The organism is Bacillus cereus group sp. BfR-BA-01381 (assembly GCF_022663555.1).
In the GTDB taxonomy this organism is placed as follows: Bacteria; Bacillota; Bacilli; order Bacillales; family Bacillaceae_G; genus Bacillus_A; species Bacillus_A pacificus.
Genome location: NZ_JAKUFR010000003.1, coordinates 73,971 through 98,159, shown reverse-complemented (window position 1 = coordinate 98,159; position 24,189 = coordinate 73,971). Strand labels below are relative to the sequence as shown.

Genomic DNA, 24,189 nt, shown 5'->3' with positions numbered 1-24,189 from the left:
CTTTATAAAAGAATTGTTACAGGTTCTTCTAAATAACGTTTAATTGTGCGTAAAAATGCAGCTGCTGGTGCACCATCTAATACACGATGATCGAATGTTAAACTTAAAGGTAACATACTGCCTTTTTTTATTTTCTTTCCTTTATATACTGGAACATGTTCAATTGCACCTACACCTAAAATACCAGTTTCAGGTGTATTTAATACTGGCGTAAAATATTCAATACCGAAGCTACCTAAATTACTAATTGTAAAGGTTGTCCCTTGCATATCATCACTACTTAAACTACCTTCTCTTGCTTTTTGTGCAACATTTTTAATTTGTTTAGATAACTCTACTAAAGATAGATGATTAGCAAAGCGAATAGCTGGAACGACTAATCCTTTTTCTAATGCGACTGCCATGCCTAAATGAACATGTTCAAATTGATGAATTGTATCATCCATATAAGCGCTGTTCATTTCTTTATGCTCTCCAAGCGCTAATACAACAGCACGAGAAACGAAATCCGTAATAGTTAGTTTGTTATCGTATCGTTCTTGTACAACTGCCGCTATTTCTTTATGTAAAGCAACTAAATCTGTAACATCTACTTTCATCGTTATTGTTAATTGCGCACTATTTTGTAAACTTGCATGCATACGGTTTGCGATTGCTTTCCGCATACCAGTAACAGGAATTACTTTACTTTCTTCTTGTTCAAGTACTTCTGGAATTGTTACTCTTTCTTCAATCGCTTTTAATACGTCTACTTTTGTAATCCTTCCGCCAGGGCCTGTACCAACTAATGCTTTGATATCTAGATTTTCAGACTTTGCAATTTTCTTCGCTACAGGTGAAATTTTGATTCTTTGCTTCGCCACTTCTTTCGCATATGGTTCTGGATGTTGGACCTTTTTAGGCTCTAGATTAGGTGCTTTTTCTTCTACAACATTTATACTTTCATTGATTTCTACTTTTTCGTTCAGCTTACCGATATAGCAAATGACAGTGCCAGGTGGAACCCCCTCATCTTCACTTACAGCTATATCAAGAACAGTTCCATCCGCTGGTGCTTCTATTTCAGTTTCGATTTTTTCCGAATTAATACTAGCAATTAGTTCACCTTTTGATACATGATCGCCTGCTTTAATATTCCAGCTCGTAATAATACCTTCTTTCATCGCCATACCTAACTTCGGCATTACAACTTCTACAGCCATGCTTCTCTCTCCCTTCTCATCGTTTTATTACACATGTAATAAAGATTGGTCTCCGATCATTTCTGATACAGTTTCAATTACTTTTTCCGGCGTTGGTAAATATAACTTTTCAAGTGGTGGCGAGAACGGAACTGGTGTATGTGGTGCTGTAATTCGTTTAATAGGTGCATCTAACAAATCGAATCCTTTATCCGCTACAATTGCCGCAATATCCGTTGCGATACTACATCTTGGATTTGCTTCATCAATAACAATAAGGCGATTTGTTTTTTCAACTGATGCTAAAATCGTATCTTCATCCAGTGGTGATAAAGAACGTGGATCAATTACTTCTACTTCAAGTCCTTTTTTCGATAATTGCTCAGCAGCTGCAAGTGCTGTATGAACTTGTTTTCCAATGGCGACGATTGTTACATCAGAACCTTCACGTTTTATATCTGCTTTACCTAATGGAATTGTATAATACCCTTCCGGCACTTCACCTTTCATATTGTAAAGTGTTTTATCTTCAAAGAAGATTACTGGGTCATCATCTTCAATTGCCGCTAATAATAAGCCTTTTGCGTCATATGGAGTAGAAGGAACGACAACTTTTATACCTGGAATGCTCGTAAATAACGCATACAAACTTTGTGAATGTTGTGCAGCTGCGCTAAAACCTGCACCATGCATCGTACGCACTGTAACTGGCACTTTCGCTTTACCACCGAACATATAGCGGAACTTTGCACCTTGGTTTAATACTTGATCAAGACAACTACCGATAAAATCATTAAACATTAATTCAGCAATCGGACGTAGTCCTGTTGCCGCAGCTGCCATTGCTGCTCCCATGTAACCCGCTTCTGAAATTGGTGTATCTAAAATACGATTTCGGCCAAATTCTTGTACAAGGCCTTTCGTAACACCGAGTACACCGCCCCATGCTTCATCATCTTGCAAGTGATCAACTTGTGCACCACCTGCAACGTCTTCTCCTATTAAAATTACGTTTTCATCACGACGCATTGAGATTTTCATCGCTTCATTAATCGCAGTTGACATACTTACTGTTCTAGTCATTATTTTTCACCCTCCTCTTATTTGTAAGAAACGTATACATCTTTTAATAACTCTTCATCCTCTGGATATGGACTATTTTCACTAAATTCAATTGATTTTTGAACCGCTTCATCTACTGCCTTTTCCATATCTACAAGCTCAGATTCAGTTAATAAAGCTTCATGAATTAAATGCTTACGGAAATTCACAATCGCATCTTTTTCATTTAAATGTTCTTCTTTTTCTTCTGAAGTTTTATACGTTTGTGCTTCACCTTCGAAATGACCGTAATTACGATATGTCATACATTCAATTATTGTTGGACCACCGCCATTACGAGCACGTTCTACTGCTTCTTCCGCTGCTTTATACACTGCAAGCAAGTCCTTTCCATCCACTTGAACACCTGGAATATTGTAAGCCTTCGCTCGATCTGCAATGGAATCACAACTTGAAGCATATTCAAATGTTGTCGCTTCACCGTAACCGTTATTTTCTGCGATAAAAATAACTGGTAATTTCCAAATCGCCGCTAAATTAACCCCTTCGTGAAATGTTCCTTCATTATTTGCTCCGTCACCGAAGAAACAAACACTTACATCTTTCGTTCCTTTATATTTAGCTGTTAATGCTGAGCCACAAGCAAGTGGAAACCCACCGCCTACAATCCCATTTGCACCAAGCATTCCTTTATCTAAATCAGCAATGTGCATGGAGCCGCCTTTACCTTTACATAACCCTGTCGCTTTCCCAAAAAGTTCAGCCATCATACCGTTTAAATCGCAACCTTTTGCGATACAATGCCCATGTCCTCTATGTGTACTTGTAATACTGTCACGATCCGTTAAGTGGGCACATACACCAACTGCTACTGCTTCTTCACCCGCGTATAAATGGACGAAACCTGGCAGCACACCTTGAGCGAACAATTCATGTACCTTATCTTCAAACTTACGAATCTCTAACATTTTTTCATACATCCAACGAGCTTGTTCTTTCGTAATTCCATTCCCTTTACTTTCAGTTGTTTTTAACATGTCCAGCCCTCCTATTTTCTTGTTCATCTTTTATATTGCAAGTACTGTGCCAAATTCTAATTCTTGATTTAATAGGGTTTCTCTTTTCTTCCAAAATAAAAAAGTGGACAAATTGAGACATCTGTCTCGTTTTGTCCACTTTTGTTCACCTAGTTTGAGAATCATTATTTTATTCATGATCAAAACTCTTCTGTAACTTCCGAATGTAAATAATTTGACCAATATGATAAGCATTATGAGTTGTGACATTTGCTAGCACTTCCCACCACTTTGCACATACTGGAAATCCAACTACATCACTTTCAACCTTTTCTTTATTTATTAGCTTTTGCCATAGTAACAGTTTCTCAAGTAGTTTTTCTCTTAATTCATCGAAAGATTGATTATCTGAAAGCATAAAACTTTTGTTATTATCACCAATAGCGGGCACGGCATTCACATTTGATTCTTTATACCTAGTTTGCCACGTTGAGTTCCAATACAGTAAATGTTGTACAATTTCAGCTATACTATTACTCTCTTCATTCGGTTTCCAGAAAGCTTCTCTCTCAGATAGATCTTTCACTGCATCTGAAAACGGAATATACCAACTAGGATCGTTTGCATTCGCTAATAACTGATCTGCTAATATATCTTTCACATGGGCCATTTTTCTTCCCTCATTTCATAAACGTATTCATACTCACTTCTCTATATACGATAAGTCCGTATAATTCCCTCTTTAAAAACCATAGAATATTGAATTAACATGAATAGCTTTCAAAGAAAGTGTAAGAATAATAGATTTTCTTATCATAACTCGTTATGATAAAAGAAAAAGAAAGCTGGCAGAAAATGAATAAACAAATCGCGGTTATTACAGGAGCTTCAAGTGGATTCGGACTATTAACTACACTCGAACTCGCAAAAAAAGATTATTTAGTTATCGCAACAATAAGAAACCTTGAAAAACAAGGAAACTTATTATCTCAAGCTACTCAACTCAACTTACAGCAAAACATAAAAATTCAACAATTAGATGTAACCGATCAAAACTCTTTACATAACTTTCAATTATTTTTAAAAGAAATAAACAAAGTGGACCTCCTCATTAATAATGCAGGATATGCCAATGGGGGCTTTGTAGAAGAAATTCCAGTAGAGGAATACCGTAAACAATTTGAAACGAACTTTTTTGGAGCTATATCAATTACTCAGCTTGTTTTACCTTATATGAGAGAACAACAAAGCGGAAAAATTATTAATATAAGCAGCATTAGTGGTCAAGTTGGATTCCCTGGTCTATCTCCTTACGTTTCTTCAAAACATGCATTAGAAGGATGGAGTGAATCCCTTCGTTTAGAAGTAAAACCGTTCGGAATAGATGTTGCTTTAGTGGAACCTGGTTCTTATAACACGAATATATGGGAAGTTGGTAAACAACTAGCTACAAACCAATCTGATACTACTTCTCCTTACAAAGAATATATGGACAAAATACAAAAACATATTAATAGCGGCAGTGATACATTTGGCAATCCGATAGATGTTGCTAATAAAATTGTAGAAATTGCTGAATCTAAGCGTACGAATTTACGATATCCGATTGGAAAAGGTGTGAAATTTATGATCTTTGCAAAGAAAATTCTTCCTTGGAGATTGTGGGAATATCTTGTTTTGAGAAGCTTTAAGAAAATGTAATTACTTTTATTGAAAACCATTTTAAAAGAGGTGCTAAACAAATGCTAGGTTTACCGTACGGGAAAGTATTTTTAGTTCCGTGGACTGAGGAATGGGAATTGGAGTTTATGAAAGAAAAACAATTCATTGAGAAACAAATTGGGAAACATATTTTAGCTATACACCATATTGGCAGTACTGCAATTCCACATTTAAGTGCAAAGCCAATTATTGATATTGCAATCGAATTAGAAGATTATAACGATGGTTTAAACTGTATTAACAAGTTAGAACTGCTAAACTATAAATATAGAAAAGATGTACTGCCTGAACGATATTATTTTAATAAAGGTGAGCCAAGAACTCATCAAATTCATATGTATGAACAAGGGAATTCATATTTAATAGAACAATTACAATTTCGAGATTACTTAATAGACAATAAAACTGCTCGTATACAGTATGAACAGTTGAAAATTCAACTTTCACAAGCTAATCCTAATGATAAACATCGATATGCAGAGGATAAAACAAATTTCGTTACATCTATTTTAGCTAAAATAAATACTTAAATAAATAAGAAACCATTTAGCGATAAATGGTTTCTTCCTTTATTAGTTATTTCATTATTTGTACTATTATTAATGAATTTATTATGTAGCAGGTGGAACGAAATAAAATAGTATCGAGAGCATCAATATAAAAGAAATCATTCCCGTTATCGAAAGTATATATTCTTTTGATTTTCTATCATATTTCCATTCCATCCATGCTCTTAAAGTCCATGATATCCCTAAATAAGTAAACATGACATAAGCCATTTTAGCATTTTCAAATTTAAACATATAATAACAACTACTTATTACATAAATAATAATAAGCCCTATTTCTAATTTTACATGTAAACTATTCACATGCTTATATCCAAAGAAGCCTCTTTTCTCCATATTTAATTTTCTTCTTAAAAACTGTTCTAAAAAGTAACCACCTATACCCAGTCCAATAATAATAATTAAAATTGTAGAGGTATCCATTGTTATCCCTGCAATTACTTTATATATTTTTAGAAACAAAGTGGACTATATTATGGTTATTCTCTTCTAAATAACTTACAATTCCTTCAGGATATGTTGGCTTCTCCTTTAATTCCTCTATGCTCTTCCATATTAATATAATATTCTCATGTTCTTTATGCCTTATTTCATTTGTAACCATCTCTTGAACAGTTCCCCAATGTACAATGATGTCCTTTTTCGTTGTTCCACTCGAAAATATGCTCATTTACAACAGCTAGCCCTTGGACATCAATTTTCAAATCGTATTCTTCCATTAATTCTCGTATTATCGCTTCTTTTGCTGTTTCACCAAATTCAATAGAACCTCCTGGAAAACGATAAAATGTTTCACTTAAATCACATTGTACTAGTACTTTAGAATGATCTTTATTTACAATCATTGCTTCAGCACGTAATTTAGGCATTTTCATTTTGTCTCCCCATTCATTCCATATATAATTAAATCCAATATCTATAAAAGAAAAGATTAAGCATAATTCCTGTTATTATTAATAATGGAACCGTTCCGAAAGAAATGACATATTCCCTCGATTCTTTATCAAATTTCCATTCCATATATGATTGAAAGCAGTATAAGGTTATTAAAAATAAAATGGGTAAATTACTAATATAAATAGGATTTAAAGTAGCACATATCAGCGTAACAATTATATAAGAAATGATAAGAGCCCTAGTGCCCCATTTATGAGCGTTGTTTACATATTTACTATTCCAGTCTGTTTGTTTCGGTATATTTAATTTTTTTCTCACTACTTTTTCCAAAACAACTAAGAATATGATCCATACTATTAATAAAATTCCTTTAACTAAAAACAGTGATGTCTCCTCCTTTACTTTTTATCTGGCTGATCACTCGGATAAGTAGCTTTTCCTTTATTATCAATGTCCCAACTAATAATTGTCGCACTATCGCGTCCGAATTGATGATGAACGTGCTCTAATACATGATGAACACTTTCTTCAAGTTTTATATTTTTTCTATTCATATCACTATACAGATTTACAGGAGTTTCATACCGACGTTCCCCGCATTCTAATACTCCATCTGTCACCATTACAATTCGATTGTTGCCATTACGTAATTCACGAATGCCTGTTGAATAACAAGGAACAGGTAAATCAAATGTGTTTACATTTCCAATCCATTCGTAAAAATGACGTTGATTTAATGCGTATTGTCCTAATTTGTGTAATTCATCATGAAATACATACACTAAACAGTCGCCAATAGATAACCACCATATGTAGTTTTCTTTTCTTACACATAGTAAGCAAGCTGTTTCACCTTTAATTCTTTGACACTTTTCCTTAAATGAAGAAGATTGAAAGATAGTAAGAATATGATTTTCAATAGACCGGAATACTGTATCAATCGATTCATTCATCATTTCTTTTATATTTTCATATTCTTTTTGAATTGTATTTACTACTAAATCAACACTTTCTGCACTATTATGTCCATCTAATATAGCTGCACATTCCCAATCACCATTTGACCAAACTAACGCACCATCTTCGTTCTTTTTTGCTCCAGCACTTATATTCCCACCATATGTACCGAGCACGATGTCACCATATTGTTTTACTGAAACTTCGTCTAAACACATTTCACTACTTCCAACCCATGAATGTTGTCTATTATTTGTTGTATGCATATTCACTCACCATATACTTTCGTAATCTTTCGCATAGTTTTTTGATTTTTTCTGCGTCACCATAAGGCGCACCGTTCCATTTCGCTACTTCAGTCGGTGACCAAAACTCTTTTGGTGTATTTTCATAACGCGGTATGATGTGCATATGCATATGTGGTACACCATTTCCTGAAACAAAAGTGTAAATATGTTCCGCACCTTCACTTGCTTTTAGCGCTTTACTTACTCTACTTGTTATAAGTCCGAACGCTTTCGCTTCTTCATCTGTTAGTTCAGCGAGGCCAGGTACATGCCTTTTTATATCTATCATTACATAACCCAAGTATGTTTCTTCACTATCCCAGTGGACATGTCCAACGTAAACCAGTTCATCTTCGTAAATAGCTCCACCTGGAACTATAATATTTCCTTTATGCTTTTCACAAATAAAACAGTTTAGTTTTTCTTGATCGTTTGTTGACATATTCATCACCATCCTTTTCATATATAATATCATAAAAAAAGGAAAAACAGGATTTATATTCCGAAGATTCACTCTTTTGATACAGCAATTTTTGAAATGAATTTAAACCTCATTATTTCTTCAAAAACGCAATCCCAATTACGATCCCAATCACAATTCCGATTACTAAATTATTTGTAAAATAACCTTGGACTACACCGATTACAACTCCTATACCAATACCTATTGCCAAAGCATCATTTTTATTATTTTTAGCCAAAATTATATCTCCTCCCATCATTTCTCGCTAAACAACATACACTTACTTGAATGTATTAATATATTCTCTATCTCACTTGAACATTTCCCAAAAAATGTACTTTAACTTTACATATAGTATTTTTCATTTTCTGTATATACTCCTTTTACACTAAAAAAATTTCAAGTAACCATTAAATATATATAGGCATTGACTATAGTAATTTATTTAAGAAGGAACGATTCAAATGCATCCTCATTGGAATCCAAATATAAATCAACAATATGTTTATTCTCCTCATCCCGTAAGGAATACATTGCATCATGATTCACAATATATGATGCAGCGTATTGCAAGTCTTGAAAATCAATTAGCGAAATTAATCTCATTAATTGAAGAAAATAATCATGTAATTGAATCAATGGAACAACAGCAAAACCAAGTTTGTGCGCCAACTGGCGGTTCTGTTATTGTTTGTATGTAATCTTATTCAAACAAAAAAACACACTTTGTATAATAAAGTGTGTTTTTTGTTTATCTTCTTTTTTGATGAAATCCTTGTGTAATGCGGTCTAATATAATCGCAATGACAACAATAGCTAGTCCGGCTTCAAATCCCATTCCGATATTAACTTGTGTTACAGAGCGATATACATCAACTCCAAGACCTGGTGCTCCTACAAGCGATGCTGTTACTACCATTGATAAAGAGAGCATAATACTTTGGTTCACACCAGCCATGATCGTTCCAGTTGCGAGTGGTAATTGTACTTTAAATAATTTTTGTGATGCGGTAGAGCCAAACGCATTCGCTGCTTCTATTAAATCTTCTGGAACTTGTCTAATTCCTAAGTCAGTAAAACGAATTGTCGGTGGCATTGCAAAGATTACCGATGCAATAATCCCAGGTACTACACCTACTCCAAAAAATGTAATCGCGGGAATAAGATATACGAAAGCCGGCATTGTTTGCATAAAATCTAATGTCGGTTTTAAAAATTTTGAGAAACGTTCATTTTGAGATGCTAATATACCAATTGGAATTCCGACAATAATTGAAATAATAACAGACGTAAGTACGAGAGCTAATGTTTGCATCGTTTGTGCCCAGTAGTTAATATTCAAAATAAATAATAACCCAATCAGTGTAAAAATGACTAAAGATACTTTTCTCGTTGTGTACCAAATGAGGAAACAAAGGATGATAATCATCAATATGGCCGGTATTATTGTTAAAAAATTAGTGAGTAAATCAACGAATCCGCCGATAATATAAGAGAACCCTCGGAATAACCCTTCAAAGTGCTCATATAAACTTGCAACAAATGAGTCGACCCATTCCCCTAAAGGAATACGTGGTATACTATTCATCGTCTTTCACCTCTTCTTCAATATTACCTGCAAGAGCTTGAATGACACTTTCACGTTTAATAATTCCTCTTAACCTTTTCTTCTCATCAATTACTGGTAACGGATATTTCATCTCCGCCATTTTCGCATACGTTTCTTCCAGTAAAGTATCTAAATACACGTGTGGGATATCGGTAAGTAATAAATCAGCAATGGGCCACTGTTTTTGAACTGCTTTACTCGCATCATCTGCCGTTAATATTCCTAAAAACTCATACTTTTTGTTAACAACATACACTGTAGAAACGCCGGCATTTCTCATAATTTGAAGTGCTACACGTGGTCCACGGTCAATTAATAACGTCTCTGGTCGTTTTAATATAGATTCCGCCGTTATTACTTTTCCTAAATTCACATCCGCCACGAATTTCTCTACAAATTCATTCGCAGGACTCATCATAATTTCTTCTGGCGTTCCAATTTGGACAACTTCTCCATCTTTCATTAACGCAATTCGATCACCAATTCGAAGGGCTTCATCTAAATCATGCGTAATAAAAATAATTGTTTTTTCCATTTTATCTTGTAATTCTAACAGTTCATCTTGCATTTCTTTTCGAATCAGTGGATCTAATGCACTAAATGACTCATCCATAAGTAAAACATCCGGATCATTCGTAAGCGCTCTCGCAATGCCGACACGCTGTTGCATACCACCACTCAGTTGACTTGGATAATTATCTTTATGATGGTCTAATCCAACTAATTTCAAGGACTCTAACGCTTTTCTCTCTCGTTCCTCTACTGGAACTCCTTGTATTTCTAAACCATATGCAACATTTTGCAAAACGGTACGATGAGGGAATAGAGCGAATTTCTGAAACACCATGCTCATCTTCGTTCTTCTCACTCTTCGCAACTCTTCTTTGCCCATCGTTGCGATATCTTCTCCATCTATGTATATATGTCCCGCTGTTGGTCTAATCAGTTGGTTTAACATACGAACTAACGTCGATTTCCCGCTACCAGACAATCCCATAATAACGAAAATTTCTCCCGTATATACTTCGAACGTCGCCTTTTTTACGCCAACGTTCATTCCTGTCTCTTTCAAAATTTCCGATTTACTTTTTCCTTCTTTTAATAAGGAAAGGGCTCTTTGCGGATGTTTCCCGAATACTTTTGTTACGTTTTCAACACGCACCTTTGTATTATCCATGTCACTACTCCTTTTCTACCCATCTATTCACATAGTGTTGCGATTTTACAAAGAAATATTACATAAAAATGACATTCATAAGATTTCTTTAAAATTCTCGTTTCCGTTCATAATAAGAATGCTTACTTATACATTTATTTTATAAGGCAAACGTTACTTAGGAGGTTTTCGATGCGAAAGAAAATTTGGTTTATATGCCTTGCATTATTTATTACTATGATTTTCACTTCATGTAATGCAACAAATGCAAATTCGAAAGGGAAAATTAAACTTGGTGTAACAAGTTGGAAAGAAAACATTGCAACTGCAAACATGTGGAAAGTTCTATTAGAACAAAAAGGCTACAAAGTTGAGCTTATGTATTTAGAAAAAGCAGCAATTTGGACCGGTGTTGCTCGCGGTGATGTTGATGCTAATTTAGAAGTATGGCTACCCGTTACGGATAAACCACTAAATGATCGTTATAAAGATGATATTGTCTTAAAATCAAAATGGTATGAAGGAACCGGACTAGGTTTAGTTGTCCCTTCTTATGTGAAAAACATAAACAGCATTGAAGATCTAAATACACATAAAGATGAACTAGATAATAAAATTGTCGGAATTGAACCTGGCAGCAGTCTAATGAATTTAACAAATAAGGCGATGAAGGAATATGATATTAAACTAAAACTTGTCCAATCTTCTGAAGCGGCGATGATGAGTGAACTAAAGAAAGCATATACGAAAAAGAAACCAATCGCTGTTACGCTTTGGAATCCGCATTGGGGCTTTTCAGAATTTGATTTAAAATATTTAAAAGACCCTAAGAAAGTATATGGTGAAAAAGATGACATTTATTACTCTGTTCGTAAAGGTTTCGAAAAAGATCATCCAGATATCATAAAATACTTTGACAAATGGAAAATGAACGATGAACAGCTCGGTACATTAATGGTCGAGTTAAATAAAACGAAAGATCCCGAAGAAGCGGCGCAAAAATGGATTAAAAAGAACCAACCGTTAGTTGATGAATGGATTAAAGATTAAAAAACCAGGCTAGAGAATGAGCATATTCTCTAGCCTGGTTTATGTTATTTTTTCTCAACGACCCCATCAACAATCCCATATTCTTTAGCTTCCTCTGCTGTCATAAAATAATCTCTTTCCGTATCATGTGCTATTTTTTCGATTGGCTGTCCTGTTCTATCAGCAATAATCTTATTAATGTGATGCTTTAATTTCAATATTCTTTTTGCTGTAATTTCGATTTCTGTTGCTTGCCCTTTTACACCGCCAAGTGGCTGATGAATCATGATTTCACTATTAGGAAGCGCGAATCTTTTTCCTTTTGCACCAGCTAATAGTAAAAGGGCACCAAATGATGCAGCTAAGCCCATACAAAGCGTTTGCACATCCGGTTTAATAAGATTCATTGTATCTAATATTGCAAATCCCGCTGTCGTTGAGCCGCCAGGACTATTAATATACAGGAATATATCTTTCTCCGCGTCTTCCGCTTCTAAAAATAATAATTGCGCTACTACACTACTCGCAACCTGATCATTAATCTCTGAACCGATTATAATAATGCGGTCTTTCAATAACCTTGAATATATATCATAGGAACGTTCTCCTAATTTTGTTTGTTCTACTACATATGGAATTGCATTCATTTTAAATCCCTCCAATAATTATTATGCCGCGCAAAGCATACAACTGTAGGAAGAGGATTGTTTCACATTAAATAACAAGACTGGCTGTTTAGATGGTAACTTAGTAAAATCTATTGTCGGAAGCAGTTTCGTTAATAATTCCGGTCTCTCTTCTCGAATAGACGTTACTACAACTTCCATATCATCTGTGAATTCAACAATCTCAATCCCTTCTTCACTTACAGTTTTCAACCTATTTCTACTCCGAAACAAAGAAGCTTTTACTGCCCCTTCCGATACGGAACATACTTTAGCAATATCAGCGATACTATATTGAAAAACATCCTTTAATAATAAAATCGTGGATTGCTGTACATTTAATGAAGATAATACCTTCCCTACCATTTCATGCAAATCTGCAATATTCTCTTGTGGCTCTTCAAAAGTGATTTGTTCTCTTATTTTTTCATGAACAGACTTAGACTTCATCTGATCTAACCAACGATTTCTTGCTATTTTATAGACGAGTGTCATACAAATATCTTTATTTCCATATTTTTGAAGTACTTTACACACTGTTTCTTGGGCGAGATCTTCCCCATCCCATTTGTTTTTCGTTAAAAAAGTACAGTATCTTTTTAACTCTCCATATTGCTCAATTAAAAAATTTATATTTGAATGATTCATATCGATATGACTCTTTAAAATATGAGTAACTTTTGTGCACAAAATAACCACTCCTTTTCAGCGCTTACTTAATTAACGATTCAACAAATAAAAAAGTTACGGGGCAAATAAAAAAATTATGTTTATGTTCAATAGTTCGCGGTCATAAATATGTTATGTACCATTTTACGTGAGGAGGAATAAATTTGCCAAAATTAACAATTGAAGGTGCGGGAACTTTTGATGTAAAAGAAGGCACAAAGTTAGTATTAGCGATTGAAGATAACGGTGTAAACATTCTCCATCGCTGCGGCGGGAAAGCACGGTGCACAACTTGTAGAGTTGAAATAATAGCAGGTGATTTTTGTGAAGCGAATGCAAATGAAAAAAATGCGATTACAGAAAAAGGGATTGAAGATCATTTACGATTATCTTGTCAAATGCGTGTACATAAGGATATAGTAGTTCGTCCGGTACTTACAGTTGAAAATTCAGGTCTTGATGCTGGACCACGCCCGGCGGAGTAAATCGATGAATTTAAAACAACTCGCTGGTGAATATGCTGCGACTTTCGTAAAAGATGGAATGAAGATTGGGCTTGGTACAGGTTCTACCGTATACTGGACGATAGAAAAATTAGGTGAACGTGTAAAAGAAGGACTATCATTTCAAGCTGTCCCGACATCAAAAGAAACTGAAGTATTAGCTCAGCAACTAAATATCCCACTAATTTCATTAAACGACATACAAAGTCTTGATCTTACAATTGATGGAGCGGATGAAATTGATTCAAATTTACACCTTATAAAAGGAGGCGGTGGCGCATTACTTCGTGAAAAAATCGTTGCCTCCTCCTCTAAAGAACTACTTATCATTGCTGATGAATCAAAACTTGTAACGCATTTAGGTACTTTTCCATTACCTGTTGAAATCATACCTTTTTCATGGAAACAAACCAAAAGTAAAATTCAATCTTTAGGTTGTCAAACAACGTTACGCTTAAAAAATAATGAAACATTTATAACCGATAATAATAACATGATTATTGATTGTGTATTCCCTCATAACATAACGAATCCTGCCAATTTACACAATCATTTAAAAATGATTACTGGTGTAGTTGAAACCGGATTGTTTGTTAATATGACTAGTAAGGCGATTATTGGAACAAAAAACGGGATACAGGAATTATAATGGATGCTGACTCTTACAGTCAGCTTTTTATATTTCTCTTTACTACGTATCATTATGATATACTATGAAAATAAAAGTACATTACACTAGAAAGGGCTGAACAAATTGCACTCCAAACTCATAACAGAACTTACAGATTTAGAAACTGCCTTCTACATTCGAAAAGAAGTATTTGTAAAAGAACAAAATGTCCCTCTTAAAGACGAATTCGATACATTCGATGAAATTGGTGAGACATGTAAACATATTTTAGTTTATTATAATGAGTTTCCCGTTGGTACAGGTCGCATACGATTTGTTGATGGCACTGGTAAATTAGAACGTATTTGTATTTTAAAAGACTATCGCAAATATGGATTAGGAAAAGTAATTATTCAAGCGTTAGAAGAAATTGCTCGTGAAAAAGAATCTACAAAAGTAAAACTACACGGTCAAACACAGGCTGAAGGATTTTATAAAAAATTAGGTTATCAAACTTCTTCTGATATATTTATGGAAGACGGTATTCCACATATACTTATGACGAAAATATTATCATAATAAAAAAGGTAGTATATGAAACTACATTATGTATTCATATACTACACTTTTTTATTAATAGAAAAATGAATTCTCAAGATGTCCTTTTGCATCAAAGCCCATTATCTCTTAGTTTATATCTTAGTAAAGCTTATACTGTTTTCCATAATGATAAGGCATAAATCCAGTTTGGGTCCCCATTTCCTTTATAACTCTGGACTGCTTCATATACTTTTCCCTCGTATAGAACTCTATCTCCCTTTTCATATGCTTTCGTTGCATTCCATTCTTCATATGAAGCGCTTTCAGTTTTTGTAGTAATTGTGAATATATCACTCTGTACAGATTCATTTCCAGCTACATCAACAGCTTTTACTACATATTTATAAGTAGTATTAGAGAGTAAATTTTTATCCATATAAGAAGTCGTATTGGATGTTGCAATCTTTTTCATTGATCCTTCTTCTTCTCTATAAATATCGTAATGGTCTACACCAATGTTATCGTCAGAAGGACTCCACATTAGATCCACACTTGAAGATGTTGTTCCCATACTATGTAATCCTTTTGGTTGTGTTGGTGCTTCTGTATCGGGAGCCTCAACTGCCGTTTTTACTGTAAGCTTTGCACTTTCTTTCGAAGCATTTCCAGCTGCGTCAATTGCTTTTACAGTATAATAATATTCCGTGCTTGGTTGTAATTTTTTATCAATAAAATGAGTGCCCGGTACTGTATCGATCATTTCTCCGTTACGGAAGATTTGATATCCTTTTACCCCTACATTATCCGTAGAATCGTTCCAAGCTAGTTCTATACTATTCGCTGTTACTTTTTGTGCCTGAATTCCATTTGGAATACTTGGAGCCTCCGTATCTGGTTTTATGTCATTTATGAGATTAACATCAATAACATTATAGAATGCATTTGCTGTATCAGCTACATCCCATACTGCTAAAATCACATGATATCCACTACGATCAGTAGGCACATTGATTTTGTGCGTTAAATGATTTGAAGCCGCAGAACCATCATGTTGTACAGTTCCAATTGGTTCAAAATCTGCTCTTGTTAGCGCTTTATTTGGGTTCCATCCTTTTTTAGTAATATAGTAATGCCATTTGCTCGTTAAGTGAGGCGCTGTATACTTCCAAGTAAATGTATTTTCTCCACCAGTGATTGTATTTTTAAACCAACGATCTGCTGTTTGTTGATCTAAAATACCACCAAATTTGCCGCCTGCAGAAGCAATTTTTCCATCAATTGGGCCAGCTTGTGGAAATCCTTTTGGAGCTTCTAAACTTTGTGGTTCATACATAATACTTCCGCAATTTACATTCAGTGCACCATAGGTTGGGCTACATAAAGCAGATCGGCTGCCAGGCTTTTCAACAAAACCGTGCGCGTATGCGTTTTGAGGAATAAGTGTCGTGCCAATAATTCCAGCTGTTAATGCAACAGCTCCTAGACTTTTTTTGTTCATTTTCATGTTTTGTAGTTGTTTTAATAATCGATTATTCATATTCCTGTCCCTTTCTTGTTATACTTTGTAGTGTAATGTGGGCTTCGATGTAAAAGAATAACAAGAGACAATCTTGCATCGATGTATGTGTTACTTATGCATACACCGCAGTGAAAATATATTTCTTTTTATGTGAAATATTTCACTTAATGAATATATCATGACATAGAAATCACCAAAACATGTGCAGAAGTTGTGCAGAAACTGTGAAAGCATTACTAACATGTAAAACTATGGCCAGAATTTATAAAACAAGATATTTAATCTTTCAAAACAATTGATTCTCCGCTTCATATAACAGAAGAGTGTCTATATTATTTCATATAGACACTCTTCTCATGTATAATATTCCATTTATTACTGACCTATAAATGTAAAAATCTCATTAGTAGCTTCCTTATAGCCACCAGATTTCCGGAAAGACTTCTTCAAATGCAATGCAGCTTCTTTATATGATGGATTATTTAATACAAGTTCTACACTTTCACGTAGTTGTTCTACAGTTAATTCTTTCATAGATAACTTAATCCCAACTCCTAGATTCTCTACTTGCTTTGCAATTACTGGCTGATCTGCACTTTGCGGAATTACAATGAGTGGAATCCCGTTATTTAATCCTTCATGTGTACTGTTCATTCCGCCATGTGTAATAAACAACTTTGTATATGCAAGTAGTTTCGTTTGTGGCACATAATTTTTTACAATGAAGTTTTTAGGAATTTCACCTAAATCACTTATGTTCGTTTTATTACCAATAGACATCACAATTGTATGATCACTATTCTCGAACGCCTTCATACAAAGTTTATAAAAATCAAGCGCTTCATTAAAAACAGTGCCTAGCGAAATGTAAATCGGGCTTTTTTCTTCAATTGAAGTAAAATCAAAGTCTTCATTTTTTACTTGTGCAGAAATAGATGGGCCTACAAATTTATATGTTTCATTAAACGTATCACCGAAAGGTTGAAACTCTTTAACCGTATACACAATAGTGAGTGGTGCTGGGTTACAAAAAACTTCATACGGTGAGTTTATTTCAACACCATATTTTTCTGAAATTCCTTTTGTTAAGCGTTCAAAATCATTATGTATGTTATCTTGAATTTCCACTGGTATATTTTTAGACAAGTGATCTAACATTTGTTCAAATGATCTTTCATCCTGCGCAAAAGATGTACAAGAATTTATTGCTGGAAGCTTTAAAATTTGAGCAATTAAACGACCGCACCCAAACATCGAATCGTGAATGATGTAATCAAACTGCTCTCCTTCAATTTGCTCTAGAACACTAGGTATTACAACATCTGCTGTATATAAGAGACCATTTATTCTTTCTTGCAAATAATTTCGACCGCCGGAAAGAAATGCTTTTATAAATCTTTGGTCGTCAATTGTTCTTACAATAGCCCCTGTTTTTTCAATACGTTCTCTGAAAGCTTCTATTGAAAAATAAACCACCTCTTCCCCGCGTGAAACTAATTCTTCTACAACTTGCAACGTTGGATTTATATGTCCTTCTGATCCAGCATTAATGAATAAAACACGTGCCACTTAAAACACTCCTTAATTTAAATCTTCTCTACATTATTTTGCTCTTATAATTCTTCTAAATGGACTTAGCGAGCCTAAATCCAAGGTCATCTATGTAAAATGTTGGATGACTACGGCGACGACAAGTCGCGCCACAACCTCTAGCTTCTTCAGCCCAACTACCACCTCGAAAAATCCGGTATGATCCATACACCTTTTCATCATACAAATCATAGCACCATTCCCAAACGTTCCCTAACATATCATACAAGCCCCATGCATTCGGCTCTTTTTTACCGATGTCTTGAATTTGTCCGTTTGAATTTTCATTATACCAAGCAATCTTTTTCAGTTCACCGTATATGTATCCAGTAGTTCCTGCTTTACACGCATATTGCCACTCTGCTTCTGAAGGTAATCGGTACCCATTTGAATCTAAATTACAACTAACAATTTGACCACCGTCATTAATAGAATAATATTCTTTTAACCCCGCTTTTTTTGAAAGTAGATTACAAAACATAATGGCATCATTCCATGAGATATTTACAACTGGTTTGTTTTTATCTTTGGATAAATTTGATGTACGATTCGTAATCGTATCATACAATTCCATCGTTACAACATACTTTGCAAGAAGAAAAGAATTAACTTGGACTTTCCATTCTTTCTTTATTCGATCATCTCTTAATTCTACTTTTCCTGCTGGAATTTTCACCATATTAGAATCAACTAGCCTAATAAATCTATCCAATTCTATACCCCCAGGTTATTTCTTTTTATAATCTAACTATTTATAGCATTGTACTTCTCTAAAAATAGTCTTACTTCATTTGTAGATTTTAAAATAATAACATCTTTATCCTTACTCAATTGATTTAACTTCTTTAAAATTGTAGGTCGCTTCGTCTTAGGATATTCCCATATCCATTTAAAAAATTGCAAATCAAATCTTTCCTTACATCCCGCGCCCATATCCGGTCTTGTTTTATTCCGATATTGTACAACTCTTTTAAAAGCACGAGAAACACATATTGTTCTATGAATATCAAGAAAGATAATTGTATCCGCTGCGTTCATTCTGATGTCCATTGTCCCGCCATAATTCCCATCAATAATCCACTCATCTTCTTTAACTAATTCATTTTGAACCTTTCTTTGCTCCTCTTTCGAAACACCCTCCCAATTCGGTTTCCAAAATAACGCATCAAGATGATGTACTTTAATATTTAATTTATTTCCTAACTGCCTTGCTAATGTAGATTTCCCTGAACCACCAGAACCTATTAATATAATTTTTTTCATATTTGTACACTCCTTTCTATTAATTCTTCAATAGTTTCTTTATTAGCAAAAATCCTGAAAAACATCTCTTCATTTAACTTTAATAAATCCCCCCATTTAAACTCACTTATTTCTTCCATAAAATCAACTCAAAAAGAAATCCTATTCCAACACCAATTGTGTAAGCCACTAAATCACTCCACAAAAATCCATAACCTAACACGAGTCCACCTAAAGTCGTTGCACGAATGCTATCTATACATTCGGCATGGTACAATTGGCTCACTTCAATCCCATAGCAAAACATTAAACTAATAAAAGCCAATTTCTTCGTTTCTATTTTAGGAAATAAAAATCCGAATCCAATGAAAATCATTAACGCCCATAAAGCATCACCTAAATAATCATTTAATAGAGCCGGCAGCGCAAAAGCAAACTTTCTTGAACTAAGCCCTAAAATAATAACAAGGATTGTAAACATTGCGTATAGTAATCTATTTCGTTTCGTATTCATTTCAAAACTCCTATTTCATCATTTAAAACTGCAAAATAGCTAGTAAAATATAATCATTTTACTAGCTATTTATTAACTGCTTTAACAATAAGAAAATGTGGATTTGTATTTAAATAATGATAAGATTTTTCATTTACTTCTTTCATCTTTTCAACGGGCTTCGGTTCAACCATTTTTTCTAACACAAAACAATTTGTTGTTTCATTAATAATGTCTTGAAGTGACCTTCTAAAAAATTCAACTTCAATTGTAATATCTGGTTTAACCCAAGTATCTACTAATAATTGTTTTTCGAAATAATTTTTACAAGTAAACTTTGTAAAATCCATAAAAGGATGATGAATGGAGTATATAAATTCTCCACCTGGCTTCAGTACGCGACGAAACTCCTGAAATACTTGATTCCAATTTTCTAAATAATGAAGGGTTAACGAACTTACAATTACATCAAAAGTATGATCTTCAAACGGTAATATTTCTTGCAAGTCATGACAAAGAAACGTTGCCTTATCACCCATACTTTCTTTTGCAGCTTTTACCATTTCAGAACTTACATCAATTGCAGTAACATTTGCTCCACTTTCTACAAATTGAGAAGTATACCATCCAGCTGCACACCCAGCATCTAGCACGCTCTTCCCTTCTAATTTCTTTGGAATCATCTCCATCATCGCTGGTCTTTCATAATAGCTGTTATATGGATTTGCCACATCTAGATTTTCTTTATATGTACTCGCTAATTTATCATATGTATCTTTAATCGTGCCTTTCAATACACCCACCCCTTATACATATTAATCTAATAACTCTTGCTGCTTTTTCTTTGAAAATGACTGCAGAACTAAATCATACGACCAATCAATCATCTTATTAATTTGCACCTGTTCCACATCTTTATGTATATACACTGTATTCCAATGTCTTTTATTCATATGATACCCTGGAATGATTGTTTCTGGATACTCTTCTCTTAATCTTAGCGCAAGTTCTGGATCACATTTTAATGTTATTGCCGCTTTTTCGCCTTCTTCATGGTTCAATATCGCAAAAATTTTATTATTAAGTCTCATACATGTTGCATTCCAACCATCAGGAGAATCTTCTGTCGCTTTTCTTTTCGATAAACAATATGCTCTTGTTACCTTCATTCTAATTCTCACCTCATATTTCTTTCACTATTTGATTACGATGCATCACAATTTGGTTCGTCGCTTGAAGTTGCTGTTGACCATAAAACTTTATAAGTTTCTCTCCACAAAATAGGCTCACAATATCGATATGAGATATCTCTTCAAGCAACATTGTAAGCATCTTCTCACCAATACCTTTATTTCTTACACTCTCATGCACAACAACATCTTCTAAGTACGCTCGAAAAACACCGTCTGAAACAACTCTAGCAAAACCAATTAACTCATTTTCTTTCCATACCCCAATTGCTATACTGTTTTTTAACATTTTTTTGAATATCGATTTCTTTTCTTTCTGGCCACCAACCGACAGAATCGTAAAGCCTCTTTAATTTTTCTGAACAGATTGGTTTCTCATCTTGTAATTTATACGTATACATTTTCTTTCTCCCATTTAACATAATATAAATTATTATAAATGATTTTATAAATTTATAATATGGATTTTACAATTGCAATATAAACAATTCTCTAATACCTTTCCTATCCCCTCTATTAAGTTAGATTATTTCAAATTAATGAATTTATGGAAATACAAAGAAACTAATAAAATATTTACCTATTAAACTTTGAATTACTTGTAAGAAATGGTAAAGTTAATAAGGTAAAAAATACATTAAGTGAGGCGATTTTTTGAAAAAGTTTAGTTTATTACTAACAGCATTTGTCATGATTTTAACATTGTTCATTCCAAATCTTACAAGTGCTAAAGCTTTCCCAGATGTCCAATCTAATCATTGGGCAATTAAGGAAATTAACTATTTATCGGATAAAGGTATCATTAAAGGTACACCAGAAGGAACTTTTAAACCGGGTGATGATGTAACTCGTGGACAAATGGCCTTAATGCTAGATTTATCATTAAAATTAGAAAAACCATCTAGCTATAATCATATTTTTTCCGATGTAGCCAAAGGTATCTATTACTATGATTCTGTACATAAGTTAGCACATAATAACATTGTACAACGTGAAATAAACTATTTCCCTGACCGTTCATTAACTCGTGCAGAAATGGCAGTAGTTTTAGTTAAAACTTTTAATTTGAAACCTACAGGTGCAGACGTCAATTTCCCTGATGTTCCATCTAATCATTGGGGTTACAATTATGTCAAAATTTTAGCTCAAAATAATATTACAGCTGGATTTCCTGATGGTACATTTGGTCCAGATGTAAAAGTAACTCGTGAACAGTTCGCTGCATTTTTAGCTCGTGTATTAGAACCTAGTTTCCGTCCGGCTCTTCCTAAGCCTAAAGGCGAGTTAGAAGTTCATTATATTGATGTAGGACAAGGTGATGCTACTTTTATTAAATCTCCAGGTGGCGAAACAATCCTTATTGATGGTGGTAACAACGGAAAAGGTAAAGTAGTAGCAAATTATTTAAAAGGATTAGGATTCCAAACTATCGATTATATGATTGCCACTCATCCTGATGCCGATCATGTAGGCGGATTGGATGAAGTACTTTATGCTATGAATGTAAAAAACGTTTACGCACCTAAAGTAAGCCATACGACACAAACGTTTAAAGACTTTTTAACTGCAGTAGCTAACAAAGGGTTAACTATTAAAGAAGCGAAGTCTGGGGTAACTTTACCAATCAATGGTTTAAACTCACAATTTTTAGCTCCTGTTAAAGAATACGGTAACGATCTAAATGAGTGGAGTGCTGTATTAAAAGTAACACATGGCAGCAAATCTTTCTTATTTACTGGTGATGCTGAATCTAAAAGTGAAAAAGATATGCTTGCAACATATGGTTCTAACCTAAAATCTGATGTATTAAAACCTGGTCACCATGGAAGTAAGACTTCTTCTTCTCAACCATTTTTAGATGCAGTGAAACCAAGTATCGCTGTGATCAGTGCAGGTGCAGGTAACCGATATGGCCATCCCACACAGGAAACTTTAGCAAAGTTAAATGCAATGTCTGTTAAAGTATACAGAACTGATTTAAACGGAACTGTAATTATTACTAGTAATGGTTCTAACATTTCTGTAAGAGCGGAGAGATAATTATGAAAAGAGGTATTATTGACCGTTTTGAAGGCGAACTAGTAGTTATTGAAGTGAATAACGTAACAATTGATGTACCTAAATCCAAACTCCCTTCCACTGCAAAAGAGGGTGATGTTCTTATAATAGAGGATGATACATATACAATTGATAAGGAAGAAACAGATAAAAGAAGACGTGAAATACAAGATTTAATGAATAAGCTATTTGAATAGTAAAAAAAGAAAATCCTTGTAATACGAATCGAACTATTTCTTCGCATAATTGTATCAGATTGATTAGTTTCTATAAGCTAAAAAAAGCATCGCCTTATTGGCGATGCTTTTAAAATCCACTTTTATTGCAAAACACGAATACTATAACCTCTTCTCTAAAAAGTGTTGACTATGCCCTTTAGGATGATCTTCAACAACACCATATTCTTGGTAGCCATGCTTTTTATAAAACTCTGGCGCTTGAAAACTAAATGAATCTAATAATATTAATCTACAACCTTTTTCCTTCGCAATATCTTCAATTTTATGTAATAGTTGACTACCATAACCATCATGACGAACTGAATCATCAACCCATAAAAAATCTATATGAAGATGATAAAAATACATCGTTCCTGTTACCCCGCCAAAGATTTTCCCAGCCTCATCTTTCAGAACAAAACTTACTTGTTCCATCGGCTGTTTTGCTTCATCTGTTAAAATAGACATGTTATATTGAATGACCTTATTTTTTATGTATTCTCCTTCAGCGCGAGTACCATTCTCTATATGTTTCATATATTTCTTCCTTTCAGCTTATTAAGCTACCTTTCATTTTTATTTTTCCTTTTTAAAATACTAATACATACGAATCCACCATAAGTAATAAAGCATGAAAAACCAATTATCCCTGGCACAGAAATATAACCTATTCTTATATAACCTATAACTGCAAAAGAAGCGATAGACAGTAAAATAGATGGCCAAAATAAAAGAGCTGTTTTTCTTCGTCTCTCTTTCGATGTACTTTCTTTCTCTTCAGAAACTCGTGTACCAAAAAGTAATACAATACAAATGAGGATCGCTGCAAAATAAATAGTATCTAATGACAAATTGTGATCGTATAGTGCGATACCCACTTCAAGAGCAATAATCGTTACAATTAAAATAATGATTGTTGATGTCTTTAAGTTTCTTTTCAATTG

General features: G+C 34.0%; 31 protein-coding genes and 3 pseudogenes. 9 read left to right on the top strand and 25 right to left on the bottom strand.

From position 1 onward, the window contains the following. Window positions 1-2: 2 nt before the first annotated feature. The 4 genes from MR079_RS02030 to MR079_RS02015 all read right to left on the bottom strand — a co-directional run bounded on the left by MR079_RS02030 (window position 3) and on the right by MR079_RS02015 (window position 3,929). Window positions 3-1,202: a dihydrolipoamide acetyltransferase family protein gene (locus MR079_RS02030; RefSeq protein WP_139865798.1), complete on the bottom strand. Its 1,200-nt coding sequence runs from the start codon at window positions 1,200-1,202 to the stop codon at window positions 3-5. A gap of 27 nt (window positions 1,203-1,229) precedes the next feature. Next, window positions 1,230-2,264, bottom strand: a complete 1,035-nt coding sequence (gene acoB, locus MR079_RS02025; protein ID WP_000198893.1) for an acetoin:2,6-dichlorophenolindophenol oxidoreductase subunit beta — start codon at window positions 2,262-2,264, stop codon at window positions 1,230-1,232. 17 nt (window positions 2,265-2,281) lie between these two features. Next, window positions 2,282-3,280: an acetoin:2,6-dichlorophenolindophenol oxidoreductase subunit alpha gene (gene acoA / locus MR079_RS02020; RefSeq protein WP_000921303.1), complete on the bottom strand. Its 999-nt coding sequence runs from the start codon at window positions 3,278-3,280 to the stop codon at window positions 2,282-2,284. Window positions 3,281-3,449: 169 nt separating this feature from the next. After that, window positions 3,450-3,929 carry a DinB family protein gene (locus MR079_RS02015; RefSeq protein ID WP_139865800.1) on the bottom strand — a complete coding sequence of 160 codons (480 nt, stop codon included), beginning with the start codon at window positions 3,927-3,929 and terminating at the stop codon, window positions 3,450-3,452. A 185-nt stretch (window positions 3,930-4,114) separates the two neighbouring features. Between MR079_RS02015 and MR079_RS02010 the strand changes: the two genes are divergently transcribed. Both MR079_RS02010 and MR079_RS02005 read left to right on the top strand, forming a co-directional pair. Further along, a complete protein-coding gene (locus MR079_RS02010) occupies window positions 4,115-4,960 on the top strand; it encodes an oxidoreductase (protein WP_240795781.1) in 846 nt (281 codons plus the stop codon). A gap of 41 nt (window positions 4,961-5,001) precedes the next feature. Then, the gene (locus tag MR079_RS02005) at window positions 5,002-5,511 is read left to right on the top strand and encodes a GrpB family protein (RefSeq protein ID WP_139865802.1); all 510 of its coding nucleotides are present in this window, start codon (window positions 5,002-5,004) and stop codon (window positions 5,509-5,511) included. An 81-nt stretch (window positions 5,512-5,592) separates the two neighbouring features. Here MR079_RS02005 and MR079_RS02000 read toward each other — a convergent pair whose 3' ends face one another. The 6 genes and pseudogenes from MR079_RS02000 to MR079_RS01975 all read right to left on the bottom strand — a co-directional run bounded on the left by MR079_RS02000 (window position 5,593) and on the right by MR079_RS01975 (window position 8,410). Further along, window positions 5,593-5,973, bottom strand: a complete 381-nt coding sequence (locus MR079_RS02000; protein ID WP_000381559.1) for a DUF4181 domain-containing protein — start codon at window positions 5,971-5,973, stop codon at window positions 5,593-5,595. Between the two features lie 19 nt (window positions 5,974-5,992). Next, window positions 5,993-6,425: pseudogene (locus MR079_RS01995) on the bottom strand (NUDIX domain-containing protein). A gap of 28 nt (window positions 6,426-6,453) precedes the next feature. Next, window positions 6,454-6,777, bottom strand: a complete 324-nt coding sequence (locus MR079_RS01990) for a DUF4181 domain-containing protein (protein ID WP_087953478.1) — start codon at window positions 6,775-6,777, stop codon at window positions 6,454-6,456. A 68-nt stretch (window positions 6,778-6,845) separates the two neighbouring features. Next, window positions 6,846-7,670 carry a PP2C family serine/threonine-protein phosphatase gene (locus tag MR079_RS01985; protein WP_242293385.1) on the bottom strand — a complete coding sequence of 275 codons (825 nt, stop codon included), beginning with the start codon at window positions 7,668-7,670 and terminating at the stop codon, window positions 6,846-6,848. Then, complete coding sequence (locus MR079_RS01980; protein WP_242293384.1) at window positions 7,654-8,139, bottom strand: HIT family protein; 486 nt, start codon at window positions 8,137-8,139, stop codon at window positions 7,654-7,656. The genes MR079_RS01985 and MR079_RS01980 overlap by 17 nt, the downstream gene beginning before the upstream one ends. A 106-nt stretch (window positions 8,140-8,245) precedes the next feature. Continuing rightward, entirely contained in the window at window positions 8,246-8,410 is a 165-nt protein-coding gene (locus MR079_RS01975) for a glycine zipper domain-containing protein (RefSeq protein ID WP_139865805.1), read from the bottom strand. A gap of 208 nt (window positions 8,411-8,618) precedes the next feature. Between MR079_RS01975 and MR079_RS01970 the strand changes: the two genes are divergently transcribed. Next, on the top strand, window positions 8,619-8,855 hold the full coding sequence (locus MR079_RS01970; RefSeq protein WP_139865806.1) for a hypothetical protein: 237 nt from the start codon (window positions 8,619-8,621) through the stop codon (window positions 8,853-8,855). Window positions 8,856-8,905: 50 nt separating this feature from the next. On the opposite strand, the gene MR079_RS01965 is transcribed toward MR079_RS01970, so the two are convergent. Both MR079_RS01965 and MR079_RS01960 read right to left on the bottom strand, forming a co-directional pair. After that, on the bottom strand, window positions 8,906-9,742 hold the full coding sequence (locus MR079_RS01965; RefSeq protein WP_001084762.1) for an ABC transporter permease: 837 nt from the start codon (window positions 9,740-9,742) through the stop codon (window positions 8,906-8,908). Next, the gene (locus MR079_RS01960; protein ID WP_087963953.1) at window positions 9,735-10,940 is read right to left on the bottom strand and encodes a quaternary amine ABC transporter ATP-binding protein; all 1,206 of its coding nucleotides are present in this window, start codon (window positions 10,938-10,940) and stop codon (window positions 9,735-9,737) included. The genes MR079_RS01965 and MR079_RS01960 overlap by 8 nt, the downstream gene beginning before the upstream one ends. 171 nt (window positions 10,941-11,111) lie before the next feature. Between MR079_RS01960 and MR079_RS01955 the strand changes: the two genes are divergently transcribed. Continuing rightward, window positions 11,112-11,969 (top strand): glycine betaine ABC transporter substrate-binding protein, encoded by an 858-nt coding sequence (locus MR079_RS01955; protein ID WP_242293383.1) that lies wholly within the window; start codon window positions 11,112-11,114, stop codon window positions 11,967-11,969. A 44-nt stretch (window positions 11,970-12,013) separates the two neighbouring features. Here MR079_RS01955 and clpP read toward each other — a convergent pair whose 3' ends face one another. Together clpP and MR079_RS01945 are read right to left on the bottom strand one after the other, a co-directional pair. Continuing rightward, a complete protein-coding gene (clpP, locus tag MR079_RS01950) occupies window positions 12,014-12,595 on the bottom strand; it encodes an ATP-dependent Clp endopeptidase proteolytic subunit ClpP (RefSeq protein WP_242293382.1) in 582 nt (193 codons plus the stop codon). A 21-nt stretch (window positions 12,596-12,616) separates the two neighbouring features. Next, a complete protein-coding gene (locus MR079_RS01945) occupies window positions 12,617-13,303 on the bottom strand; it encodes an RNA polymerase subunit sigma-70 (RefSeq protein WP_242293381.1) in 687 nt (228 codons plus the stop codon). 143 nt (window positions 13,304-13,446) lie between these two features. Between MR079_RS01945 and MR079_RS01940 the strand changes: the two genes are divergently transcribed. The 3 genes from MR079_RS01940 to MR079_RS01930 all read left to right on the top strand — a co-directional run bounded on the left by MR079_RS01940 (window position 13,447) and on the right by MR079_RS01930 (window position 14,974). Beyond that, window positions 13,447-13,767, top strand: a complete 321-nt coding sequence (locus tag MR079_RS01940; protein WP_139865810.1) for a 2Fe-2S iron-sulfur cluster-binding protein — start codon at window positions 13,447-13,449, stop codon at window positions 13,765-13,767. 4 nt (window positions 13,768-13,771) lie between these two features. Beyond that, entirely contained in the window at window positions 13,772-14,434 is a 663-nt protein-coding gene (rpiA, locus tag MR079_RS01935) for a ribose 5-phosphate isomerase A (RefSeq protein ID WP_242293380.1), read from the top strand. A gap of 105 nt (window positions 14,435-14,539) precedes the next feature. Then, window positions 14,540-14,974, top strand: coding sequence for a GNAT family N-acetyltransferase (locus tag MR079_RS01930; RefSeq protein ID WP_242293379.1), 435 nt, complete (start codon window positions 14,540-14,542; stop codon window positions 14,972-14,974). A gap of 130 nt (window positions 14,975-15,104) precedes the next feature. Here the strand turns inward: MR079_RS01930 and MR079_RS01925 are convergent, their stop codons facing one another. The 9 genes and pseudogenes from MR079_RS01925 to MR079_RS01885 form a co-directional block, all read right to left on the bottom strand. Then, complete coding sequence (locus tag MR079_RS01925) at window positions 15,105-16,472, bottom strand: lytic polysaccharide monooxygenase (protein WP_242293378.1); 1,368 nt, start codon at window positions 16,470-16,472, stop codon at window positions 15,105-15,107. A 357-nt stretch (window positions 16,473-16,829) separates the two neighbouring features. Continuing rightward, window positions 16,830-18,023: a macrolide family glycosyltransferase gene (locus MR079_RS01920; RefSeq protein WP_242293377.1), complete on the bottom strand. Its 1,194-nt coding sequence runs from the start codon at window positions 18,021-18,023 to the stop codon at window positions 16,830-16,832. Window positions 18,024-18,078: 55 nt separating this feature from the next. Then, window positions 18,079-18,723, bottom strand: coding sequence for a formylglycine-generating enzyme family protein (locus MR079_RS01915; RefSeq protein WP_396022954.1), 645 nt, complete (start codon window positions 18,721-18,723; stop codon window positions 18,079-18,081). 65 nt (window positions 18,724-18,788) lie between these two features. Then, window positions 18,789-19,307 carry a DNA topology modulation protein gene (locus MR079_RS01910; RefSeq protein ID WP_139865815.1) on the bottom strand — a complete coding sequence of 173 codons (519 nt, stop codon included), beginning with the start codon at window positions 19,305-19,307 and terminating at the stop codon, window positions 18,789-18,791. Then, window positions 19,304-19,396 (bottom strand): annotated as a pseudogene (locus MR079_RS01905) (aminoglycoside phosphotransferase); the annotation flags it as partial. The pseudogene MR079_RS01905 and the gene MR079_RS01910, both read right to left, overlap by 4 nt. Window positions 19,397-19,413: 17 nt before the next feature. Then, complete coding sequence (locus tag MR079_RS01900) at window positions 19,414-19,800, bottom strand: ribosomal maturation YjgA family protein (RefSeq protein ID WP_139865816.1); 387 nt, start codon at window positions 19,798-19,800, stop codon at window positions 19,414-19,416. A gap of 65 nt (window positions 19,801-19,865) precedes the next feature. Then, complete coding sequence (locus tag MR079_RS01895) at window positions 19,866-20,573, bottom strand: class I SAM-dependent methyltransferase (RefSeq protein ID WP_242293376.1); 708 nt, start codon at window positions 20,571-20,573, stop codon at window positions 19,866-19,868. 21 nt (window positions 20,574-20,594) lie between these two features. Then, the gene (locus MR079_RS01890) at window positions 20,595-20,948 is read right to left on the bottom strand and encodes an MmcQ/YjbR family DNA-binding protein (protein ID WP_139865818.1); all 354 of its coding nucleotides are present in this window, start codon (window positions 20,946-20,948) and stop codon (window positions 20,595-20,597) included. Between the two features lie 13 nt (window positions 20,949-20,961). Continuing rightward, window positions 20,962-21,370: pseudogene (locus tag MR079_RS01885) on the bottom strand (GNAT family N-acetyltransferase). A 253-nt stretch (window positions 21,371-21,623) separates the two neighbouring features. On the opposite strand from MR079_RS01885, the gene MR079_RS01880 reads away from it, so the two are divergent. Then, complete coding sequence (locus MR079_RS01880; RefSeq protein ID WP_139865819.1) at window positions 21,624-23,009, top strand: S-layer homology domain-containing protein; 1,386 nt, start codon at window positions 21,624-21,626, stop codon at window positions 23,007-23,009. Between the two features lie 2 nt (window positions 23,010-23,011). After that, window positions 23,012-23,224, top strand: coding sequence for a DUF3006 domain-containing protein (locus MR079_RS01875; RefSeq protein WP_242293375.1), 213 nt, complete (start codon window positions 23,012-23,014; stop codon window positions 23,222-23,224). A 141-nt stretch (window positions 23,225-23,365) separates the two neighbouring features. Here MR079_RS01875 and MR079_RS01870 read toward each other — a convergent pair whose 3' ends face one another. Continuing rightward, window positions 23,366-23,782, bottom strand: a complete 417-nt coding sequence (locus MR079_RS01870) for a GNAT family N-acetyltransferase (RefSeq protein ID WP_242293374.1) — start codon at window positions 23,780-23,782, stop codon at window positions 23,366-23,368. Window positions 23,783-23,808: 26 nt separating this feature from the next. After that, the gene (locus MR079_RS01865) at window positions 23,809-24,186 is read right to left on the bottom strand and encodes a hypothetical protein (RefSeq protein ID WP_242293373.1); all 378 of its coding nucleotides are present in this window, start codon (window positions 24,184-24,186) and stop codon (window positions 23,809-23,811) included. Window positions 24,187-24,189: the final 3 nt, after the last annotated feature.

Bases quoted from the DNA above. Each gene is read 5' to 3' on its own strand.
- MR079_RS01965 (WP_001084762.1), bottom strand. From the start codon at position 9,742: ATGAATAGTATACCACGTATTCCTTTAGGGGAATGGGTCGACTCATTT.
- MR079_RS01970 (WP_139865806.1), top strand. From the start codon at position 8,619: ATGCATCCTCATTGGAATCCAAATATAAATCAACAATATGTTTATTCT.
- MR079_RS01875 (WP_242293375.1), top strand. From the start codon at position 23,012: ATGAAAAGAGGTATTATTGACCGTTTTGAAGGCGAACTAGTAGTTATT.
- acoA (WP_000921303.1), bottom strand. From the start codon at position 3,280: ATGTTAAAAACAACTGAAAGTAAAGGGAATGGAATTACGAAAGAACAA.
- MR079_RS01980 (WP_242293384.1), bottom strand. From the start codon at position 8,139: ATGAATATGTCAACAAACGATCAAGAAAAACTAAACTGTTTTATTTGT.
- MR079_RS01925 (WP_242293378.1), bottom strand. From the start codon at position 16,472: ATGAATAATCGATTATTAAAACAACTACAAAACATGAAAATGAACAAA.
- rpiA (WP_242293380.1), top strand. From the start codon at position 13,772: ATGAATTTAAAACAACTCGCTGGTGAATATGCTGCGACTTTCGTAAAA.
- MR079_RS01910 (WP_139865815.1), bottom strand. From the start codon at position 19,307: ATGAAAAAAATTATATTAATAGGTTCTGGTGGTTCAGGGAAATCTACA.
- MR079_RS02005 (WP_139865802.1), top strand. From the start codon at position 5,002: ATGCTAGGTTTACCGTACGGGAAAGTATTTTTAGTTCCGTGGACTGAG.
- MR079_RS01975 (WP_139865805.1), bottom strand. From the start codon at position 8,410: ATGGGAGGAGATATAATTTTGGCTAAAAATAATAAAAATGATGCTTTG.
- MR079_RS02000 (WP_000381559.1), bottom strand. From the start codon at position 5,973: ATGGATACCTCTACAATTTTAATTATTATTATTGGACTGGGTATAGGT.
- MR079_RS01890 (WP_139865818.1), bottom strand. From the start codon at position 20,948: ATGAAGGTAACAAGAGCATATTGTTTATCGAAAAGAAAAGCGACAGAA.
- MR079_RS02030 (WP_139865798.1), bottom strand. From the start codon at position 1,202: ATGGCTGTAGAAGTTGTAATGCCGAAGTTAGGTATGGCGATGAAAGAA.
- MR079_RS01960 (WP_087963953.1), bottom strand. From the start codon at position 10,940: ATGGATAATACAAAGGTGCGTGTTGAAAACGTAACAAAAGTATTCGGG.
- MR079_RS02010 (WP_240795781.1), top strand. From the start codon at position 4,115: ATGAATAAACAAATCGCGGTTATTACAGGAGCTTCAAGTGGATTCGGA.
- MR079_RS01955 (WP_242293383.1), top strand. From the start codon at position 11,112: ATGCGAAAGAAAATTTGGTTTATATGCCTTGCATTATTTATTACTATG.
- MR079_RS01870 (WP_242293374.1), bottom strand. From the start codon at position 23,782: ATGAAACATATAGAGAATGGTACTCGCGCTGAAGGAGAATACATAAAA.
- MR079_RS02015 (WP_139865800.1), bottom strand. From the start codon at position 3,929: ATGGCCCATGTGAAAGATATATTAGCAGATCAGTTATTAGCGAATGCA.
- acoB (WP_000198893.1), bottom strand. From the start codon at position 2,264: ATGACTAGAACAGTAAGTATGTCAACTGCGATTAATGAAGCGATGAAA.
- MR079_RS01915 (WP_396022954.1), bottom strand. From the start codon at position 18,723: ATGGTGAAAATTCCAGCAGGAAAAGTAGAATTAAGAGATGATCGAATA.
- clpP (WP_242293382.1), bottom strand. From the start codon at position 12,595: ATGAATGCAATTCCATATGTAGTAGAACAAACAAAATTAGGAGAACGT.
- MR079_RS01900 (WP_139865816.1), bottom strand. From the start codon at position 19,800: ATGAATACGAAACGAAATAGATTACTATACGCAATGTTTACAATCCTT.
- MR079_RS01985 (WP_242293385.1), bottom strand. From the start codon at position 7,670: ATGCATACAACAAATAATAGACAACATTCATGGGTTGGAAGTAGTGAA.